Genomic DNA, 18,239 nt, shown 5'->3' with positions numbered 1-18,239 from the left:
AGGAGATGATATAATATTGATGGATAATAAAACACCACATAATCAGTTATTTTTGGATAGTCAAAATCTAAGTGATGGTAATTTGCATGAATTTAGAGAAAATCATGATAATAAAATTCATGATTTGCCCGAGCATGTGTCTAGGGGTTTAGTGCTTACTATTGTTGGGTCTTTAATTATTTCATGTGCGATATTTTTTATTTTTTTAAAGAGTAGTGATATTGTTGTTGTTCCAAATCTAAGTGGACTTTATATTGAAGAGGCAATTACTGAGCTTCAACATAAAGAATTAATTCCTTATGTTGAACTTAAGTTTTCATCAACTTCGCTTGATAAAGGTAAGGTTATAGATCAAAAACCTAAGGCAGGTACTGTTTTGAGACTTGATAGTAAGGTTAAAATCTTTATTAGTAAAGGATCTGTGATAAATAAAATTGATAATTTTATTGGCAAGAATATTGATGATGTTCTTATTAATTTGAAAGCCAATGCAATTAATAATAATAGGATGCTTTATCATTTGTTAAGGCCTGTTGAAATTGAGAGTACTCTTCCAAAAGGAACAATAATTCGACAAGAACCATCACCAGGTACTAAGATTGCGAGTTTAGTTGATCTTCAATTTTTAGTAAGTAAAGGTCAAGAAGATTCGTCTGTTAAATATATAAAAAATTATGTTGGACTCTATTATAAAGATGTGATAATTTCTCTTTTAAATGATGAGATTGATTTTGATGTCAATGTTTCTAAGGGTAATGATTTTGGGAGTGTTATTTATCAATCTTTATCTCCTGGAAATAGGATTGAAAACTTAGATAAATTGATAATTACTATTAATGAACCAAGAGTTAATAGTACAAGTGTGTTTGGAATTATGACTTATAAATTGGATGTATATTCATCTAGTGTAGATATTATGTTAAAAGTAAAAGATTCTAGTGGAAATAGTTCTTTATTTTATTCTTTTAGATCTAAAGGTGGACTTATTAAATTGCCTTATGAGGCAGTAAAAGGCTCGACAGTTGAGCTTTATATTCATGATAAACTTATAAATCAAACATTAGTGAATTGAAATAATGAAGACAAATTTTTATTTTTGAGTTTAATATATCTTTATACATTTTCAATGTATAAAGATATTATTATTAATCATTCATTTTTGATGTAATAATCGTGGATGCTACGATTGTAGCTGTTTCTGTTTTTAAAATATTTGGTGAAATGTTATAGGTGTTAAAGTTATATTTTGTGATTAAATTTGTTTCTTTTGTTATAAATCCTCTCTCAGGTCCAATTATGACAACGACATTTTCTGTTTTTATATTTAAGTCAATTAGTTTGTTTTTGCTATTTCTTTCAAGTAGTATTTTTGTGGTGTTAAAATTGTCATCTTTTATATTCTCTAAGACTTCTATCAAATTGTTAAAAATTTTAATTTTTGGTATATATGTAATTCCGCCTTGCATAGCTCCTTTTATTAGATATTTTTCATATTCTTTTTCTCTAAAGAGTTTGGAGTGTGAGTAGGATTTTTCACTAAGTAAAGAATTGAAAAAAATAATTTCAGAGATTCCGATACTGCCAAGATGTTGAATTATTCTTTTTGCTGCAATTGGTCTTATGAACCCAATGACAACTTTTACTTTTGTAAGTTTATTTGATTTTGATATTTTATGATTTTTTTTAAAAAAAAGCCTTACATCTTTATGATATATACATGAATATATATATTCTTCTCCAATAATGCCAAATTTAAAGGTATCATTATTTTTAAGTTTTAATATTTCTGTAATATGTTTTACTCTTGGATCATTAAGTACGATTCCATTATGAAATTCATTTGTATTTATTAATATCAAATTCATTGTCTATATGATTTACTTCCTTATTAATTATATTATATTTATGTTATAATGAAAAATCTATTGATTTAGGAGAAAATATGGCAATTAGTTTAACTAAGCAGGAATTTATTGATAAGGTTTTTGATTATAAAAACAATCAAGAATGGAATTTTAAGGGTACAAAACCTGCAATAATTGATTTTTATGCTGATTGGTGTGGTCCATGTAAAATGCTTGCTCCGATTTATGACGAACTTTCTGAGGAATATGGAGATAAAATTGATTTTTATAAAGTGAATACTGATAAGGAGCAAGAAGTTTCTATGGTGCTTGGTGTACAAAGTCTTCCTACCATTATTTTTGTTCCTGTTGGAGATAAGCCAAGAGTTTCTGTTGGATTTATTGAAAAAAATTCTTTGAAAGATGCAATTAAAGATTTGTTTAAAGTTTAATAAGGGGTTTAATGATAAAAAATTGAACTCTTGTCTGTTTATATAATGTTCTTTTTAAGTTATAATTAATTTTAGGATATAGTGAATTGATAAAAGAGGAGTTGAATTTATGGGCAGAAGGTGTTGAGTTTAGACATTTGGATGCTTATTATAATTTTATTTTATCTGTTCTCAATTTTCTTTGTATTAAAGAATATGAGCTGTCTGTTATCCTATGCAATAATGAGTATATTCAAAAGTTAAATGGTGAATTTAGGCAAAAACCAGAGCCTACTGATGTTTTGTCTTTTAATTATTTTGAAGGTAGTGAACAAATAAATCATAAAATACAAGGAGATATTGTCATATCCCTTGAATATTTGGAGTTTAGTTCTTTAGAATTTAATGTTGAAATGTATGAAGAGCTTCAAAGAAATACTATACATGGGATTTTGCATTTAATAGGGTATACTCATGATACAAATGATTTTCAAAATGAGACAATGTTGATTATTCAGGAACGGGTTTTAAGAGAAACCAGAAGGGTATTTTGATGTTCAAGTTTTTTAATTTTAAAAATAAAAAGATGAAATATGTTGAGGGTAAAGATAGTGAAGAAAAATCGAGATTTGAAACATCTTTGCTTAATAATTTTAATTCTCTTAAAGAAACGATTGTGAAAGAGATTATGGTTCCAAGAATAAGTGTAATATTTATTGATTATTCTGTAAGTAAAGATGATATTTTGAAAGTTGTAACGTCCAGCAATCATTCAAGATTTCCCGTTTATAAAGAAACAATAGACGATATTATAGGAATAATTCATACAAAAGACATATTGTTACATATGTGGAAGAAAGATTTTTATGATATAGATCTAAAAGATATTATGCGAAAAGTTATGTTTGTTCCTGAGAGTAAGAAAATAGATTCTCTTTTAAAAGAATTTCAAGAAAATCATGTGCATATTGCTATTGTAGTTGATGAATATGGAGGAATTTCGGGGCTTGTTACACTTGAAGATATTCTTGAAGAGATTGTGGGAGATATTCAGGATGAGTTTGATAATGAAGTTGATGAAATAGTTCCTCTTGATGATGGAAGTTATCTTTGTACAGCTAGAGTGTTAATTGAAGATCTAAATGAAAAACTTGGGTTATGTCTTCCTGATGGAGATTTTGATACTCTTGGAGGTTTTGTTTATGATCTATTTGGAAGAATTCCTTTAAAGAATGAGAAGATAGAATATAATAATTTAATTTTTACTATTAAAAATATGCATCAACGAAATATTAAAGTAATAAAGATTTCCCAAAAGGAAGGTTTATGAATTTTAAGAGATTTTTTATCATGCTTTTGTTTTTTTATTTAAATTTTGGGAGTTTGATGGGTGCTACTATAACTGCGATTGAATATTATCAAAAGGCACAAACATATTATCTTATGCAAAAATATTATGATGCTATTGATGAACTTCTTGAAGCTGTTAAGATTAATCCTAATTATTATGAGGCTTACAAATTTCTTGCTGAAATTTATTATAAATTAAAAATATATAATCAAGCTCAATTTTTTATAGAAAAAGCTTATAAAATGTCAAATAGAGATACCGAATATAAAATTCTTTATGCAAATATATTGCTTAAAAATAATGGAGCATCACAGGCTAAGAAGTTTTATTCTGAGGTTTTATCTAAACAGAAAAATAATATTGATGCTTTAGTGGGGCTTGCTTCAATTTTTGAAGAAGAAGGTTTGCTTATTGCAGCTGCTAATTATTATTTGTCTGTTCTTGAGTATAGTCGAACAAATTATAGTGCATTTGACCATCTTATGAGCATTTATGAAAAATTAAACATGAATGATAAGGCACAACATTTGATAAATAAGGTTAGAGGAACTTTTACTTCTTTGCCGGATTTTCATAGGAGAGTTGCAGAATTTTCTATTAAAACTGGTAATTTAGGATCTGCTGAGAAATATGCTCAAAATTATTTAATGTTGTTAAAGACTACTTATAAAGATTTTGGACTTGTTGATGCTTATCGCTTACTTGCTCTTGTTTATTTGTATCAAGTTAAATATGACGATGCAGTAGATGTGCTTCAAAAAGCGATAGTTATTGAACAAGATTCTGATGAGCTTTATTATTTACTTGGATATTCTTATTTAAAACTTGGAGAGGTTGATAAGGCTGTTTTTAATTTGGAGAGAGCTAAAAATATGAAAAAAGACTTAGAATTTTATGATATGGCTCTTGAAGAAAGTTTTTTTGTATCTAATTTTAGAAGTGCATTTCAAAAAAATAATAGTACTAATATAGAAATTTCTAAGAGGTATCACAATGAAGGGCTTAAGGCTTTTCAAGATTTAAGTTTAGATGCTGCAATATTTAATGTAAGGAATGCTATTGATATTTATCCTGATAATGATGGGGCTAGATTTTTGCTTGCTAAGATTTATAAATTTATGAAGTTAGATGTAATGGCATATGAAGAACTGTATTATTTGGTTGAACAGAGAAAGGTCACGGATTCTGCAATTTTAGATTTTTATGATATGGTTGCATTTGATATTAGAAGTTCTTTGTTTTTTAAGTATGGTTATAAAACTATTGGTGATTTGAATAAGCTTTATGATAACCAAACAGTTTACAGAATAGGTATTTTTACTCAAAATGAAAATAAAGTTTTTGGTGCAAATGATTTAATTTTAAAATATGCTGAGAGAATTCTTGATCGTAATTTAAATATAGAAGTGGTTAATTATAGATTTGATTATAATAAGGATAAAGATTATTTGGTAAGTAGTTTTTCTGAGGAATTTTCTTATGCACGAAATAATAATCTTGATTTATTTTTAATGTTTGATCTTGATGTAGATGTTTTTCGAAACTTGGCTAGCTTAAAAGTAGATGTTTTTTCAGGTAAAACTGGAGTTAAGGTGAAGACTTTTAGTTATAATTCAGGGGGAGTATTATATTTGAGTAATATTTTAAGTTCTTTCTCTAGAGATTTTAATGATTATTTACCAAAAAAGGGAAAAATACTTCAGATTAAAAAAGATGATGTTTTAATTAATCTTGGGTATGTAAATGATGTAAAATTAGGCGATGTATTTTTAGTTCTTAAAGAGGGAGCTTTAAAATATAATAGTGATAGTGCGAGCTTTATGAGTTATAGTAAATCAGATATTCTTGGGGAAATTTCTATTGAGGAGATAGGTGATTATATTTCTAGAGGAACTTTAAAATCATCTGCACTCTTAAGAGATTATATTCAGGAAGGATATACGGTTTTTATAAAAAAATAGTTTGACACTTGGTATTAATTAATTTATTATTTAATAATTCTAGTAGACAATAAAAAATGATGGAGGAGTTGTATGAAGTTAGCTATTAATGGCTTTGGACGTATAGGCAGAAATGTTTTTAAAATTGCTTTTGAGAGAGGGATAGAAGTTGTTGCTGTAAATGATTTAACAGATCCTAAAACACTTGCACACCTTTTGAAATATGATTCTACTTTTGGAGTATATAATAAAAAGGTTGAAGCAAGAGATGGTGCTATTGTAGTAGATGGGAAAGAAATAAAGATTATTGCTGAGCGTGATCCCAAAAAGCTTCCTTGGGGTAAATTGGGAATTGATGTTGTGATTGAGTCAACAGGTGTTTTTACTTCAGCAACAAGTGATAGAGGTGGGTATCTTGATCATGTTGAATATGCTGGTGCTAAGAAGGTAATTTTGACAGTGCCTGCTAAAGATGATATTAAAACAATTGTACTTGGTGTTAATGAGCATGAAATTACTTCTGATTTAAAAGCTGTTTCTAATGCTTCATGCACAACAAACTGTTTGGCACCTCTTGCAAAGGTTTTACATGAGGCTTTTGGTATTGAGAAAGGTCTTATGACTACTGTGCATGCTTATACTAATGATCAAAAGATTTTGGATTTTCCACATGCTGATTTAAGACGAGCACGAGCTGCGGCTCTTTCAATTATTCCTACTTCAACAGGTGCGGCTAAGGCTGTTGGGCTTGTTTTGCCTGAACTTAAAGGTAAGCTTAATGGTACTTCTATGAGAGTTCCTGTACCAACAGGTTCTATTGTTGATCTTACTGTTCAACTTAAGAAAAAAGATGTTACAAAAGAAGAGATCAATTCTGTACTTAAGAAAGCATCAGAGTCTAGAGAACTTAGTGGTATTTTAGGATATACAGAAGATCCGATAGTGTCTTCAGATATTAAAGGAAATTCTCATTCTTCAATAGTTGATGGTCTTGAGACTATGGTATTGTTAGATGGTTTTGTGAAAGTACTTTCTTGGTATGACAATGAATTTGGATATTCTACAAGAGTAGTTGATCTTGCACAAAAATTAGTTAAATAATTTATAAGATAATCTTGAGGTATTTGTAAATGTCAATAAGAACTATAAAAGATTGTGATTTTTCAGGCAAACGTGCTTTGGTTAGATGTGATTTTAATGTTCCCTTACGAGAAGGGAACATTACTGATGATACTAGAATTAAGGCGGCTTTACCCACAATAGAATATCTTAAATCTCAAGGAGCTAGAGTTGTTTTGATGAGTCATTTGGGTAGACCAAAGGGCGAGAAAAATCTTAGGTATTCTCTTATGCCTATTGCTAGGAGATTATCAGAACTGTTGGGGCAAGATGTTAAGATGTTGTCTGATTGTATAGGTGATGAGGTAGTTACAGCTGTTTCTTGTATGCAAAATGGAGATGTTGTTTTACTTGAAAATGTGAGGTTTTATAAGGAAGAAGAAGAAAATAGTGATGCTTTTGCAATGCAGTTATCAAAAAGTGGTGATATTTTTGTAAATGATGCTTTTGGAACTGCTCATAGAGCTCATGCTTCTACATCAGGTGTTGCATCTTATTTGCCAGCCGTTGGTGGATTTTTAATGGAAAGAGAAGATGAATTTTTGGGTAAAATTTTAAAAAATCCTGAGAGTCCATTTGTTTCAATAATTGGTGGCTCAAAAGTTTCTTCAAAAATTGCAGTTCTTGAATCCCTTTTACCAAAATCAAATGTGATGGTAATTGGTGGTGGAATGGCATATACCTTTTTAAAAGTAGAGGGATATTCTATTGGTAAATCTCTTTTAGAAAATGAATATATTGATGTAGCCTCATCTTTTTTGAAGAAGGCAAAGGAATTAAGTGTAGAAGTTATTTTGCCTATTGATCATGTTGTTGCAAGTGAATTTCAGGAATATTCTATGCCTGAATATGTTGACTCTGTTAATATTCCTGATAGTAAGATTGGGATGGATATTGGAGAGAAGACTTTGAAAAAAATTGAGGGAGTTCTTAGTAGTGCAAAAACTGTCATTTGGAATGGTCCTCTTGGAGTATTTGAGTTTGATTCTTTTGCCAAAGGTACAGCAAAGGTTGCAGAGTATGTGGCTAATTGTCCTGGAATTACGGTTGTTGGAGGTGGAGATTCAGTTGCTGCTGTAAATAAATTTAATTTGTCTGGAAAGATAACTCATGTTTCAACAGGGGGTGGTGCTTCTCTTGAATATCTTGAAGGAAAAGTTTTGCCAGGTATAAAGGTGTTGGAGGTTTAAGATGAGAAAGGTTTTCTTAGCAGGAAATTGGAAAATGCATTATACAAGTGTAGAGGCCGCAGATGTTGCTAAGCAGATTGTAGATGGTGTATACAATATTAATAATAATGTGGTTGTTATGGTAACACCTACATTTACGTCCCTTTGTAAAGTTTGTAGAGTAACTAAAGGAACCAATGTTCTTCTTGGTGCTCAAAATATGTCTTATGAGAATAGCGGAGCTAGAACAAGTGAAATTGCGCCTTCTATGCTTTTGGAATTTGGGGTTGATTACGTAATACTTGGACATTCTGAATGTAGAACATATCTTGGCGAAAATGATGAAATTATAAATAAGAAAGTTCTTACAGGTCTTAAACATCCATTTAAATATTTAATTCTCTGTGTTGGAGAAACTCTTGAAGAGAGAGAAAAAGGTAAAACTTTAGATGTAGTTTTGAATCAGGTTAGAAATGGATTAGCATCTGTATATGAATCTGATCTTCAGAGAATAATTTTAGCTTATGAACCTGTATGGGCAATTGGGACAGGAAAGACAGCAACAAAAGAAGAAGCACAAGAAGTTCATAAGGCAATTAGACTTGAAATTCAATCGTTATATTCAAAGTCCGCAGCAGATAATATTATTATTCAATATGGTGGTTCTGTTAATGTTGACAATGTGGAAGGTTTAATGGGTGAAAACGATATTGATGGAGCATTAATTGGTGGTTCATCTTTAAAAGCAGATTCGTTTTTAAAGATAATTAATAAAATATCGAAGTAGAGAGGTTGATTTTGGAGTTAGTTAGGTTTTTGGTATTTATCTTTTTTGTTATTATTTCATTTATGATTATTTTGTTAGTATTGTTTCAAGATGAGCAAGGCGATGGCATTGGAGGAGTGTTTGGAGGTGGAAGTTCTTCTATTTTTGGGGCAAGATCTTCAAGTGTTGCAATAAAAATTACAGCATTTTTTATTACTCTTTTTTTTGTTTTTGTAATTGCATTATCTTTTATTAATACCAAACGAGTTGATAGTGATTTGTTGAGAAATGTTAAGGTTGATGAGAAGAGTTCAACTTTTTGGAATGATGATGAAAATAAAAATAATGAAGATGATGCTTTAAATAAAGAAAATCAAGAAGATAGATAATAAATTTAAATAACTTGTATATACTGTTTAAAGACATGGCTTATTATGCAAATTGATTTATTGAAAATTGATTGTGGTTTTATTGTGTTCTTGTAGGTATCTTAAAGTTTTACTAAAGTGGTTTGAACCTAAAAATCCGTTGTGTGCAGAATAAGGAGAGGGGTGGCTTGTTTCAAGAATTAAATGTTTTGATGTATCTATTAATTTTTTTTTTCCCTTTGCAAAATTACCCCATAACATAAATACAACATTATTTAAATTTTTTGAGATAATTTTTATTACTTCGTTTGTAAAAATTTTCCAACCAATGTCCTTATGAGATGATGGGCGACCTTCCTCTACTGTTAATATTGAATTTAGCAAAAACGTTCCCTGTTCTGCCCATCGTGTTAAATCTCCATTTGGAATAGTTTTTATTTTTAAACTTCTCTCTATTTCTTTAAAAATATTTTGTAATGATGGAGGTATCTTGATGTCTGAATTAACAGAAAATGCCAAACCATTGGCTTGTCCTTTTCCGTGGTATGGATCTTGTCCAAGTATCACTACTTTAATATCTTTAAATGGTAAGGTATCAAATGCATTAAATATTAATCTTGGTGGTGGAAATATTTTATCCTTTTTAGTTTTATACTCATTTTTTATGAAACTTACAAGTCTTTTAAAGTATCCTTTGCAAAATTCACTTTTTAACATTTCTTTCCAAGATTCTTCAATTTTTACTTCCACATTTAATATTATATAGAAAATTAATGATTTTGTAATATTTTAATTTAATATTTTAATTTGATTTTATTGGTTTTTTATTTAAAATAATATGTTATGGTCAGTGATACATTGAAAAGAATAGAAATATTGGCTGAATTTATAACTCGAAGAAGACGAGAGAGAATAGATGAAGTATTAAATAATCGTACGAATTATTTGACACTTGTACTTGAAGATATTTTTCAATCTCAAAATGCAAGTGCTACAATGCGTACAATTGAGATTTTAGGACTTAGTAATATTCATATTATTGAGACTAATAATAAGTATACTTTAAATCCAGGTGTTGTTCTTGGAGCTTCAAAGTGGATAGGTATTAATAAATATAAATGTGTAAAAGTTGCATTTGAACATTTAAAAGCTAATGGGTATAAAATAGTAGCTACATCATTAGATAATGAAGCCATATCTCTTGAAGATTTTCCAATTGATACTAAAATGGCAGTATTTTTTGGAACAGAGTTAACGGGACTTAGCCATACAATTTTGCAAAATGCTGATTTGCATTTAAAAATACCAATGTATGGATTTACACAAAGTTATAATCTCTCTGTAGCTGTAGCTATAGTCTTTTATTCTTTAATTAATCGTTTAAGAAGTAGTTCTATTGATTATTTGCTCAATGAAGATGAAAAGTTAAACTTAAAGCTTGAATATTATAGGAAAATTATAAAAAGGTATAAAGTCATTGAGAAATTGCAGTTTTTCTAATTTTTAGTTTGTTTAGGAAACAATATATAAAGGTATCAATTATCATTATTGCAATGGTAAAGATCCATGAACTTTTTACCATATTAATGTTATTTCCAGGATATAATTGTTCTATTATATACATTGAAATATTTGCTAGCATATAGGCTATACAAGAAGAGCAGAATCTTGATACATTATGACTGATCCATTTGCTGTTTATATTATTTTTTTGTAGCATAGAATATACTTTTATGTTCACATAGTTAGATAAAAATATGATATATGTTCCAGTGAAAATTATTGAAATATAAGAAGCATTGTAGAACAATACTTTTAAGTGTATATTGGAAGTATCAAATTCATTTTGGTGAAAATAGAGTGTGAAATGCATCATTATTACAAAAGTGATATGTGAGAGCATATTTAATGTTATTGACTCTATAGCTGATTTTTCATTATATTTTTCTGTAATTAAATTTAGCGAACAAAGTGTTGATAGAAAGGTTATGCCTGATAGACTAATTTGTTGTTCGAATATAGTCACTTTTTTTAATATAATGAGATTTGAGAGTATATTCATTATTATGTTAAAACAAAAAAGTCCCGATTTGCCGAATAGGTAGTATAATAATGTTAATTGTGAGTATACAAATGTTATTAGAATTGTCCATAAAATTATGTTTATCATGTTGCTAATTATAACAAATTATTAAGTGATAATTGAATGTATATTTACTCATTAATTTGGATTTTTTTATTCTGATATATGTATTTTGCAATGTAAATAAATGGAGTGCCCATGATGCCTGCGATTCCTTTAATAAAATATGTGGATATTATTATATTAAGATAGGCTTCTTTTGGAAATATATTAAAGTATGTTGCAATGCTTACAAAAATTATCGTATCTATAAATTCACTTACTAATGTTGATCCATTGCTTCTTATAAACAAGAATTTTGGGAATTTTTCTTTAATGAAACGAAATAGGTATATATCGTTTAATTGAGATATTATGTATGCGATAATTGATGCGATTAATAAAATTGGAATTGAAGAGAAAATATTTTCTAAATTTTCTAAGTATATGTCAGAATTATTTGTTGAAAAATAAAGTTGGATATTTGTAATAAATGCAAATGCTATAAAACTTATAAATCCAATATAAACTGCTTTTTTTGAATTTTTATGACCATGAATTTCTGATAAAATATCTGTTGCAACATATGATGATGCATAAATAATATTGCCCAGTGTTGCATGTAATCCAAATATTGTAATTTGCTTTAAAACTTGAATGTTTGCAATAATGACGGATGATACTAGCCATGCTAGTAAGCCTTTTTGTCCAAAAAAATTGTACGTAATAATTAAAATTGAATAAGTACAAATTAACATGATGCACCATAGCATTTCGTTATTCAAAAAATCTCCTTGAATCATTTATCATTTTAATATCTATTAATGTATTAAAGTAATTATAAGCTTTTAAGTGTTGTTTTGTAAATTAGTTTGTTTTTCCTTTTTTTATTTATTTGTGTTATACTATCCTTAAAAGATTATTTAGAGGGGATGTTTTTGGATTTGACTAAGAACTTTAGTAGCATAAATGGCAAGCAGAGGGAATCTCTTAAAACTTCTTTAATAAATGCAAAAAATAATAACTTTACAAGTTCAGATCTTGTAATGGCTGCTTAATTTAGCAGAGAGTTTTGTTGGATTTTGCTTTGAGGTTCAACTTATACTCTTTAAGACATCAAAGTATGCCTAAAAATGTTTCAAGTTGATTTTTAGGGACCTTTAAACTTGAGAGTAATTTGGTGGTTTGCTTGTTTTCCAAGCCTTATTGCTTTTTCTAAAAATTAGCTAAGCTTGTAAATATTTATGATATTATTTTTAGGACGCGGGTTCAATTCCCGCCATCTCCAATTTTTTTACATTTCAGGTTATTAGCTTTTTAAGAAGCGTCCTATCGGAATCGAACCGACATCATTAGCTTGGAAGGCTAAGGTAATAGCCATTATACGAAGGACGCACAGATAACAAAGTTGATTCTATAAAAAAATTCATTTTATGTCAATTGATTTTATTGTTAATTTCGGCTAGTATTTTTTTTGTTTAGTAAGTACAATTATGTTAACTTTTGTATAAGCTAATATATAAAGGATTTTTGTGTGGAGGACTTAATGGGCGAGAGAGGGGAAGTATATTCTGATAAATTGTTTACAAATTCAGATAGGACTTATTTCTTTAATGTTAAAGAAAATAGAAAAGGTGATTATTTTCTAAATATTGTAGAGAGTAAGAGAAATGTTAATGGAGATTTTGAGAGACATTCAGTTTTTGTTTATGAAGAAAATATTGACGAATTTGAATCAAATTTATTGAAAGCAATTTCTGTAATTAAGAAAAAGGTTACTGGAAATTTAGTTAAAAAAGGAGAATATCATAATGATCGTAGATCCTAGAGTGTTTCATAAGCATGATCCTTTCTGAGGATGATTTAGTCCTAGTCATGGACATAATTACAGTTTATATTAATTGATATTTAAATTAATCGAAAGCTCTTTCTGTGAAGGCTTAGTATTCCGTGTTTTTTGATTGCATCTTTGTGTTCTTTTGTTGGATATCCTTTGTTTTTTTTAAGTCCATATAGGGGATAAATTTTATCATATTCAACCATCAATTTATCTCTTTGTACTTTTGCAATAATTGATGCTGCTTTTATTTCATCAATCATAGAATCCCCTTTAATTATTGCTCTAATTTGTTTAGCCTGTATTTTGGGGATAAATTTTCCATCTACAAGTACTAGGTTGCATTCTATATTTAATTTTTGATATGCGATTTGCATTGCAAGGAGTGAAGCATTATGAATATTAATTTTGTCAATAATTTCATTGGATATATCTGCAAACGCATAATATGCATTTTCTAGTATTAATGATGAGAGATATTCTCTTTTTGTTTTGGTAAGTTTTTTTGAATCATCTAGTTCATTTAAAAAGTTGGGTTTAGTTTTAAAAATAACAGCTGCACTTAAGACTGGGCCAAAGATACACCCTCTTCCAACCTCATCAATTCCACAAATCATAACTATTTATTATAATACAGAATTATGTTTAGTAAATTAATATTGTTTATAATTTAAGTGGGAGTAGTTTTGTTTTTAGAAAAAATAGGACTTTTAGGATTTAAGTCTTTTGTTAAAATGCAAGAATTAAAGTTAAATAGTAGTTTAAATTTTATAGTAGGTCCAAATGGTTGTGGAAAAAGTAATTTACTAGATGCAATTCGTTTTTGTATAGGTGAAGATAATTTAAGTATTTTGAGAATTAAACATATAACAGATTTAATTTCTGTATCAAAATCTAAGGAATCTAATTTTGCTGAGGTGACTCTTTTTTTTAATAATGAAGATCTCTCTATTGGTGATTTTAGAGATAAATTTTATATTAGAAGAAGGCTTTATAAAGATGGTACAAGTGAATATTTTTTAAATAATGATAATTTGAATCTTAAAAATTATATGGATCTTGTTAATAAGCTAAGATTTAAGAATTCTCCTTATATGTTTATTAATCAGGGTAAGATTGAGAGAATATCTTCAAGTGGCAATATTAATTTAAAATCTCTAATAGAAGAGGCTAGTGGAATAGATATGCTTAGAGTTGAAGAGGAACAGGCATATAAGAGCTTAGAGAAATCTAGAGAAAATTTGACTTCTCTTTTGATGTTGAGAGATGAATTAAATGAAAAATATGAAAAAATTAAGAATGACTTTTTGATTAAAGATAAATACCAAAAATTAAAGAACGATTTAGAAGTATTGGATAAAAATTTAAGCTTGAAGAAGCTTTTTAATCTTAACTTTGAATTAACTAAACTTAAGAATGGCTTAAATATTAAAGATATAGACAATATTTTGCATTTAAGTAGTTTTTCTATTGAAAGTATTAAGGAAAAATTAGAATTTTATTCTCTTAGAGAAAAGAATGTTATTAAGAATATTGAACTTATTAAAAAAGAAATTGAAATGTTAAAATCTAAGTTGCTTACAATGGAAATTAAGATTCAAAAATTAGAACATGATAAGAGGGGAAAATTAAATTTAGCAAATATTTTTATGGGCAATAAGTCACAGATTGAATCAGTAAAAGTAAGCATAAATGAAGAGCTTATGAATTTAAATAATTCCCTTCAAAGTAAAAAGAAAGATTTTTTCATATTGACTGATGAGATAAATAGGTATACCAGGAGTTTTTTTGAACTTGTTGATTTAGTATTGTCGATTGTCAAGGAAAGTAATATAGAAGAATTTGAGCAACTTAAAAAAAACATTTTAAATTCTTTAAAATTGTTTGAAGATACATTAAGCATCAAATATCTTAAAAATATTAGAGAAAATTTACTTAAATATATAGTCAAGGAAGATAAACTTTTAAATTTATTAAGAGAGAAAATTGAACCTATTTTTGAACAAAATGTTGATTTAAGAAAATTTTTGCTTACGAGAAATAATTCTAAGACTAGTCTTGCAAAGGAAATCACTACTATTGAGAGTTTAGTGTCTGAGAAGACATTAAAATTAAATGAGATATTGGGTGAGATTGAATATACAGAGCTTTCTAGGCTTAAAAATGAAGATGAAATTAAATTAATTGATAGTAATTTAAAATTTTTATTTGAAACTAGGGATGAACTTAAGGAACGCCTTAATAATTTAAATTTAAAACTGGATGAATTAAACTTGGAACGAAGTGACATTAATGTTAATTTAGACAAGTTTTTAAGTGATGCAAAAGGTAGTGAATTAGTTGGAAATAAAGAGGTCAATACTTTGAGTGTATTAGATGCTTTTAAAAATTCATCTTATTATGAATACATGAAAAAGCAAGCAGAGTATGATATTTTATTGCATTCTAATTTGGATATTAAGGATGAGATAAAAGATTTTAATTTTGTTAATAAGGATATGGAAAAATTTGATCTTGAAGATGATTTAGTACAGATAGCTTCTTTACGGAAAGAAATGAGTATGATTGAGCATGATAATTATATTTTTTTTAATGTTGAGAGGGAATATAATGAAATAAAGGATAAGGTTGAAAAAATAAATTTACAAATAAACGATTTAAATGCTACTAAAGAATCTTTAGATAAGCTTAGAAAAAGAATTAAGAGGGAAATTAATAAAAAATTTAATGATGCTTTCGATAAAATTAGTGATCATTTTATTTATTTTTTTAGTCGAATATTTAAGGGTAGTGGAAGTTTATTTTATGATAAGGATTTAGATGAAATAGAAATTAAAATAAATTTTAAGGATAAATTAGTCAAAGGCAATAAAATGCTTTCTGGAGGAGAGCATTCTTTAATTAGTATAGCATTTTTGTTTGCTTTGTATTATTATTCTCCTGCTTCATTTTGTGTACTTGATGAAATTGATGCTTCTCTTGATTTTGAGAATAGTAATAAACTTTCAACACTTTTAAATGAACTTGGTCAAAAAGTTCAATTATTGATAATAACTCATAATATGTATGTTGCTAAGGGAAGTAAGAATTTAATTGGTGTTACTAGTGATAATGGAGAAAGTGTAATATTTAATATATAATTTATTTAGTATATTAGGAAAATTATTATGAGAGAGAAAAAGTTTCATTTTCAACAATATTTTTTAATATTAATATTTTTATTAATTATTGTTTCTTTTTTGACTTATTTGTATTCATCTAAAATTATTGACGAGAGTAAAAATAATACTGAAGAGAATGTAAATCTTAAGTTGAAATTGCTTAATATAGAAGATTTTTATTTTGATTTGAATTCTAGTTTTAATATGGATGATTTTTTCTTTCCCAAACCTAGTCTTCCTGATGGTAAATTGGGTGATAGTGTAATGCATTATCGAACAATTAATGAAGACATTTTGCAAGATCTTTGGGTTAAGTCAGATAATTTATTTAATATTGATTTAGAAAAGGAAAATGAATTATTAGTTGATAAAATTTTGGAAAATTATAAGTGAATAAAGGGAATTTTATTTATTGTAATTTTTTATTCTTTATTATTAATATAGTATCCTCTTTTGCTTTTGAAAAGAATAAACAGAATATTTATGAACTTGATTTTAATAGTGAAAGGCAAGAATTTTTGGTAAATATTAATTCAAAATTTAATCTTTGTTTTAAAGATGAAGCTTGGATTTATATTAAAAATAATAAAAATAATCCTTTTATTAAATTCTTATCAGAATCTTATCAAGATGGTGCTATGTTTTCTTTTCAAACTTCAAAAAATGTTGGAATTGTTATGTTGACATTTAAGTATCAAAATGTAAAGGATTCTAGGGAATTTACTAAAAATGTAATTTTGAGGATTGTTAACCAAGAAAAATCTTTAAATTTGGATCAAATGGATTCTGAAGGCAATTTAAATTTAGATAAAGATATTAAAAATGGTGAGGATTTTGGATTAAATAATCAGAGTGGACATAATGTAGATTTGAAAGATATTATGAGAAGAGCTTTAAATTTATATCATATTAATGATTACAAGGGAGCAATTGAATTGCTTAATAAATATGATTTTAATAGTGATGAGTATATTTTATTAAAGGCAGAACTTTATTATAAGAATGGTGATTATTTGAACTCTTATTTAAATTATTTGAGTTTAAGGGATGATTTTTTTTATCAGATCTTTGTGAATTTAATTAGTCTTGGTATTAAATTAAATAAAGTTGAAAATGTATTAAGGGATGTTAGATTTTTAGTAGAAAATGATATTGATTTTGATGAGGATACTTATCTTGATATTCTTGAGTTTTTATTAACAAATGGTGAGCATGAATTTTACTCTAGCTTGAGTTCACTGTATTATCCAAAATATGTAAGTTCAAAGTTTGAAGATAGATATAATTATTTATTAGGTAAATTTTATGAAACCGAGAGCAAATATAAAGATTTTGTAAAGTCTCTTAGTTACTACAAAAGAGTTATTGATAGTTATCCTTTTAGTAGTTATTATGAATTATCTAAATTAAGGTTTTTGTTTTTAAAACGGTTTTTTTAGGAGAAATTGAATATGATTAGGCGTAAACTTACTAAGCAACTTGAGATTATTAAAGACTATCTTTGGGAGATGAAAGAGTGTGTTCTTAAAATGATAGAAAATTCATTAATAGCTTTAGAGTCTAGAGATAAAAATTTGGCTAAAAAAATTATTAATGAGGATGAAAAAATGATAGATGATTATCAATATGATATTGAAGATTTATGTGGACGAATAATTGCTACTGAACATCCTGTTGCTACTGAGCTTAGAGAAATTTTGGCAATTATTAAAATTATTAGCTCTCTTGAACGTATTGCAGATCATTCTACTAAAATTGTAAAAGTAGTACTTCTTTTGGAATCTAATGTAGGAGATTTTTCTTCTGTTGATATTTATCAAAAACCTTTAAGAGAAATGGCAGATACTGCAAAAGATATGCTTGCAAATATTTTTGATGCTTATTTTGATGGAGATTTTATTAAAATACTTAAGATAGTAAAGTATGATAATATTATAGATAAATTGTTTTCAAAACAAAAAACTCTTGTAATTGATGCAATGAAAAATAATCCAGAAAATTTAGATTATCTTTTAAATATATTATTTTTAAATAGTTTTTTAGAAAGAGTTGGAGATCATGTTGCAACAATAGGAGAGCTACTTTATTTTGTTAAAGTAGGAGAGAAAGTAAATCTTACTTAAATAAATAA

The 18,239-nt window shown here is 27.4% G+C and carries 19 protein-coding genes, 1 tRNA gene, 1 other RNA gene and 1 pseudogene; 16 read left to right on the top strand and 6 right to left on the bottom strand.

Annotated features, from left to right (window positions below; translation table 11 throughout):
- Positions 1 to 19: 19 nt before the first annotated feature.
- Positions 20 to 1,072 carry a PASTA domain-containing protein gene (locus tag BRE_RS00355; protein ID WP_049752015.1) on the top strand — a complete coding sequence of 351 codons (1,053 nt, stop codon included), beginning with the start codon at positions 20 to 22 and terminating at the stop codon, positions 1,070 to 1,072.
- 73 nt (positions 1,073 to 1,145) lie between these two features.
- Here the strand turns inward: BRE_RS00355 and BRE_RS00350 are convergent, their stop codons facing one another.
- The gene (locus BRE_RS00350; RefSeq protein ID WP_012538630.1) at positions 1,146 to 1,865 is read right to left on the bottom strand and encodes a 16S rRNA (uracil(1498)-N(3))-methyltransferase; all 720 of its coding nucleotides are present in this window, start codon (positions 1,863 to 1,865) and stop codon (positions 1,146 to 1,148) included.
- A 77-nt stretch (positions 1,866 to 1,942) separates the two neighbouring features.
- On the opposite strand from BRE_RS00350, the gene trxA reads away from it, so the two are divergent.
- The 8 genes from trxA (at position 1,943) to secG (ending at position 9,009) form a co-directional block, all read left to right on the top strand.
- Positions 1,943 to 2,296, top strand: a complete 354-nt coding sequence (gene trxA / locus BRE_RS00345; RefSeq protein WP_012538629.1) for a thioredoxin — start codon at positions 1,943 to 1,945, stop codon at positions 2,294 to 2,296.
- An 86-nt stretch (positions 2,297 to 2,382) separates the two neighbouring features.
- Positions 2,383 to 2,829 carry an rRNA maturation RNase YbeY gene (gene ybeY, locus BRE_RS00340; RefSeq protein WP_012538628.1) on the top strand — a complete coding sequence of 149 codons (447 nt, stop codon included), beginning with the start codon at positions 2,383 to 2,385 and terminating at the stop codon, positions 2,827 to 2,829.
- Complete coding sequence (locus tag BRE_RS00335) at positions 2,829 to 3,605, top strand: hemolysin family protein (RefSeq protein WP_014695966.1); 777 nt, start codon at positions 2,829 to 2,831, stop codon at positions 3,603 to 3,605. The genes ybeY and BRE_RS00335 overlap by 1 nt, the downstream gene beginning before the upstream one ends.
- Positions 3,602 to 5,587 carry a tetratricopeptide repeat protein gene (locus BRE_RS00330; protein ID WP_012537830.1) on the top strand — a complete coding sequence of 662 codons (1,986 nt, stop codon included), beginning with the start codon at positions 3,602 to 3,604 and terminating at the stop codon, positions 5,585 to 5,587. Before BRE_RS00335 ends, BRE_RS00330 begins: the two co-directional genes overlap by 4 nt.
- Before the next feature lie 72 nt (positions 5,588 to 5,659).
- Positions 5,660 to 6,667, top strand: coding sequence for a type I glyceraldehyde-3-phosphate dehydrogenase (gene gap / locus BRE_RS00325; protein ID WP_012538627.1), 1,008 nt, complete (start codon positions 5,660 to 5,662; stop codon positions 6,665 to 6,667).
- 29 nt (positions 6,668 to 6,696) lie between these two features.
- The gene (locus BRE_RS00320; protein WP_012538626.1) at positions 6,697 to 7,875 is read left to right on the top strand and encodes a phosphoglycerate kinase; all 1,179 of its coding nucleotides are present in this window, start codon (positions 6,697 to 6,699) and stop codon (positions 7,873 to 7,875) included.
- 1 nt (position 7,876) lies between these two features.
- Positions 7,877 to 8,641 carry a triose-phosphate isomerase gene (tpiA, locus tag BRE_RS00315; protein ID WP_012538625.1) on the top strand — a complete coding sequence of 255 codons (765 nt, stop codon included), beginning with the start codon at positions 7,877 to 7,879 and terminating at the stop codon, positions 8,639 to 8,641.
- Between the two features lie 11 nt (positions 8,642 to 8,652).
- Positions 8,653 to 9,009 (top strand): preprotein translocase subunit SecG, encoded by a 357-nt coding sequence (gene secG / locus BRE_RS00310; RefSeq protein ID WP_041178070.1) that lies wholly within the window; start codon positions 8,653 to 8,655, stop codon positions 9,007 to 9,009.
- Positions 9,010 to 9,066: 57 nt separating this feature from the next.
- On the opposite strand, the gene ung is transcribed toward secG, so the two are convergent.
- A complete protein-coding gene (gene ung / locus BRE_RS00305) occupies positions 9,067 to 9,738 on the bottom strand; it encodes a uracil-DNA glycosylase (RefSeq protein ID WP_012538623.1) in 672 nt (223 codons plus the stop codon).
- 93 nt (positions 9,739 to 9,831) lie between these two features.
- On the opposite strand from ung, the gene BRE_RS00300 reads away from it, so the two are divergent.
- The gene (locus tag BRE_RS00300; protein WP_012537824.1) at positions 9,832 to 10,488 is read left to right on the top strand and encodes a TrmH family RNA methyltransferase; all 657 of its coding nucleotides are present in this window, start codon (positions 9,832 to 9,834) and stop codon (positions 10,486 to 10,488) included.
- Here the strand turns inward: BRE_RS00300 and BRE_RS05950 are convergent.
- On the bottom strand, positions 10,463 to 11,158 hold the full coding sequence (locus BRE_RS05950; protein ID WP_012538622.1) for a queuosine precursor transporter: 696 nt from the start codon (positions 11,156 to 11,158) through the stop codon (positions 10,463 to 10,465). The genes BRE_RS00300 and BRE_RS05950 overlap by 26 nt on opposite strands.
- 44 nt (positions 11,159 to 11,202) lie before the next feature.
- Entirely contained in the window at positions 11,203 to 11,895 is a 693-nt protein-coding gene (locus tag BRE_RS00295) for a queuosine precursor transporter (protein ID WP_014695958.1), read from the bottom strand.
- A 143-nt stretch (positions 11,896 to 12,038) separates the two neighbouring features.
- Here BRE_RS00295 and ssrA point away from each other — a divergent pair.
- Positions 12,039 to 12,399, top strand: a transfer-messenger RNA (tmRNA) gene (gene ssrA, locus BRE_RS05945).
- 34 nt (positions 12,400 to 12,433) lie between these two features.
- Here ssrA and BRE_RS00290 read toward each other — a convergent pair.
- A tRNA-Gly gene (locus tag BRE_RS00290) sits at positions 12,434 to 12,505 on the bottom strand.
- Positions 12,506 to 12,656: 151 nt separating this feature from the next.
- On the opposite strand from BRE_RS00290, the pseudogene BRE_RS00285 reads away from it, so the two are divergent.
- Positions 12,657 to 12,923 (top strand): annotated as a pseudogene (locus tag BRE_RS00285) (DUF3276 family protein); the annotation flags it as partial.
- 95 nt (positions 12,924 to 13,018) lie between these two features.
- On the opposite strand, the gene BRE_RS00280 reads toward BRE_RS00285, so the two are convergent.
- Complete coding sequence (locus tag BRE_RS00280; protein ID WP_012538621.1) at positions 13,019 to 13,564, bottom strand: ribonuclease HII; 546 nt, start codon at positions 13,562 to 13,564, stop codon at positions 13,019 to 13,021.
- A 69-nt stretch (positions 13,565 to 13,633) separates the two neighbouring features.
- Here BRE_RS00280 and BRE_RS00275 point away from each other — a divergent pair, with 69 nt between their 5' ends.
- From BRE_RS00275 to phoU, 4 genes are read left to right on the top strand one after another with little or no spacing between them, the layout of a single operon-like run.
- Positions 13,634 to 16,087 carry an AAA family ATPase gene (locus tag BRE_RS00275; protein ID WP_049752014.1) on the top strand — a complete coding sequence of 818 codons (2,454 nt, stop codon included), beginning with the start codon at positions 13,634 to 13,636 and terminating at the stop codon, positions 16,085 to 16,087.
- A gap of 27 nt (positions 16,088 to 16,114) precedes the next feature.
- Positions 16,115 to 16,501 carry a hypothetical protein gene (locus tag BRE_RS00270; protein ID WP_012538620.1) on the top strand — a complete coding sequence of 129 codons (387 nt, stop codon included), beginning with the start codon at positions 16,115 to 16,117 and terminating at the stop codon, positions 16,499 to 16,501.
- Positions 16,498 to 17,547, top strand: a complete 1,050-nt coding sequence (locus tag BRE_RS00265; protein ID WP_012538619.1) for a hypothetical protein — start codon at positions 16,498 to 16,500, stop codon at positions 17,545 to 17,547. Before BRE_RS00270 ends, BRE_RS00265 begins: the two co-directional genes overlap by 4 nt.
- Positions 17,548 to 17,559: 12 nt before the next feature.
- On the top strand, positions 17,560 to 18,231 hold the full coding sequence (phoU, locus tag BRE_RS00260) for a phosphate signaling complex protein PhoU (RefSeq protein WP_014695953.1): 672 nt from the start codon (positions 17,560 to 17,562) through the stop codon (positions 18,229 to 18,231).
- The last annotated feature ends 8 nt before the right edge of the window (positions 18,232 to 18,239 follow it).

This window comes from Borrelia recurrentis A1 (genome assembly GCF_000019705.1).
GTDB classification, from domain to species: Bacteria; Spirochaetota; Spirochaetia; order Borreliales; family Borreliaceae; genus Borrelia; species Borrelia duttonii.
The sequence above is the reverse complement of the archived record's forward strand: the minus strand, read 5'-3'. Positions and strand labels throughout refer to the sequence as shown.

Bases quoted from the DNA above. Each gene is read 5' to 3' on its own strand.
- BRE_RS00355 (WP_049752015.1), top strand. From the start codon at position 20: ATGGATAATAAAACACCACATAATCAGTTATTTTTGGATAGTCAAAAT.
- BRE_RS00350 (WP_012538630.1), bottom strand. From the start codon at position 1,865: ATGAATTTGATATTAATAAATACAAATGAATTTCATAATGGAATCGTA.
- trxA (WP_012538629.1), top strand. From the start codon at position 1,943: ATGGCAATTAGTTTAACTAAGCAGGAATTTATTGATAAGGTTTTTGAT.
- BRE_RS00335 (WP_014695966.1), top strand. From the start codon at position 2,829: ATGTTCAAGTTTTTTAATTTTAAAAATAAAAAGATGAAATATGTTGAG.
- BRE_RS00330 (WP_012537830.1), top strand. From the start codon at position 3,602: ATGAATTTTAAGAGATTTTTTATCATGCTTTTGTTTTTTTATTTAAAT.
- gap (WP_012538627.1), top strand. From the start codon at position 5,660: ATGAAGTTAGCTATTAATGGCTTTGGACGTATAGGCAGAAATGTTTTT.
- BRE_RS00320 (WP_012538626.1), top strand. From the start codon at position 6,697: ATGTCAATAAGAACTATAAAAGATTGTGATTTTTCAGGCAAACGTGCT.
- tpiA (WP_012538625.1), top strand. From the start codon at position 7,877: ATGAGAAAGGTTTTCTTAGCAGGAAATTGGAAAATGCATTATACAAGT.
- BRE_RS00300 (WP_012537824.1), top strand. From the start codon at position 9,832: ATGGTCAGTGATACATTGAAAAGAATAGAAATATTGGCTGAATTTATA.
- BRE_RS05950 (WP_012538622.1), bottom strand. From the start codon at position 11,158: ATGATAAACATAATTTTATGGACAATTCTAATAACATTTGTATACTCA.
- BRE_RS00280 (WP_012538621.1), bottom strand. From the start codon at position 13,564: ATGATTTGTGGAATTGATGAGGTTGGAAGAGGGTGTATCTTTGGCCCA.
- BRE_RS00270 (WP_012538620.1), top strand. From the start codon at position 16,115: ATGAGAGAGAAAAAGTTTCATTTTCAACAATATTTTTTAATATTAATA.
- phoU (WP_014695953.1), top strand. From the start codon at position 17,560: ATGATTAGGCGTAAACTTACTAAGCAACTTGAGATTATTAAAGACTAT.